At 59.5% G+C, this 1,257-nt stretch carries 1 protein-coding gene; it reads left to right on the plus strand.

What is annotated here, in order from left to right; all coding sequences use genetic code 11:
• Positions 1–467 precede the first annotated feature (467 nt).
• Positions 468–1,257 (plus strand): IS110 family transposase (locus DQ405_RS27010; RefSeq protein ID WP_168426519.1); only part of this gene is annotated, 790 nt, incomplete at its 3' end.

The following is a 1,257-nucleotide window of genomic DNA, read 5'->3' on the forward strand; positions in this document are numbered from 1 at the left end:
ATGCTGGCATAAAGCCGCGGAGTCTATCACGCTGCTTTTACCGCATCCTGCGCAGCAGTGCAGCTATCTCGAGCCTACCGCCAGGACGTAGGGTGGGCTTCAGCCCACCAACAATGAAGGATAAGGCGGCCTGAAGCGAAGCGTTGCTCGACCCAGCCTTACAGCCATCTCAACTGCGGGTCGGCAGAAATGGGTGATGGGCCACGGTGGATGAGAAAAGCGTCATCCACCCTTGTATCTCGACTACCACGCTATGTTGGGGTGATAGTTCCCGACTGATCATCGGGGGAAGGTCAGGAAGCCGTATCCACCCTTAGGCTTTGAGCCTGCGACGTAGATAGCGCTGCGGCCTTCCATACTCACTCTTACAGCTCGAACGGTATCCAGAGCCCGCCTCCGGCGAGAGCTCGCATCAGCAAGGTAGAGCTGAGTGAAGTGTTGATCTTTCTGAACCAGCAGGAGGACTTATGCCCAGCGTCATCGGCATCGATATCGCCAAACGCACGTTCGACATCGCCACCCAGCAGCCCAATGGCAAGTACCGCACCAAGGCCAAATTGCCAAACGAGGTGGCCGGTTTCGAAGCGCTCCAGCAGTGGCTGCTCAAGCACGCCAATGCCCAAGCCTGGATCGTGATGGAAGCGACCGGCGCTTACCATGAAGCGCTCGCGACCTGGTTTCACGATAAAGGCTATCAGGTCTGCGTGCTCAATCCTGCACAGGTCGCCTATTACGCTCGAAGCCAGCTCCAGCGCGTAAAGACCGACAAAGTCGACGCCAAACTCATCGCCGAGTATGGCGAGCGGCACCAGGGCGATCTGCGGGCCTGGCAGCCTGAGCCTCCCGCCGTCCGGCGCTTGAAAGCATTAGTGCGGCGCCTGGAAGATCTGCAGGAGATCCAACAAATGGAACGCAACCGCCTGGATCTGGCCGACGCTAGTGTGCAGGCTTCAATCTACTCAGTGCTGCACCATGTCGAGCGGCAGATCGGCGAGACACTCCGTGCGATCCGAGACCACATCGATGATGACCCGGACCTGCGCAACAAACGCGACCTGCTGACCAGCATTGATGGCATTGGCGAGCGTTCCGCAGCCCTGTTGCTGGCTGAGCTGGGCGATCCGCTACGCTTCGCCAGCTCACGCGCGATCACCGCTTATGCCGGGCTGAACCCCCGCCTTCAGGAGTCTGGCTCCTACAAAGGCCAGACGCGCATATCCCGCACGGGATCGTCTCGCTTGAGGGCTGGGCTCTACA

The sequence above is a fragment of the Pseudomonas sp. SST3 genome (assembly GCF_003325755.1).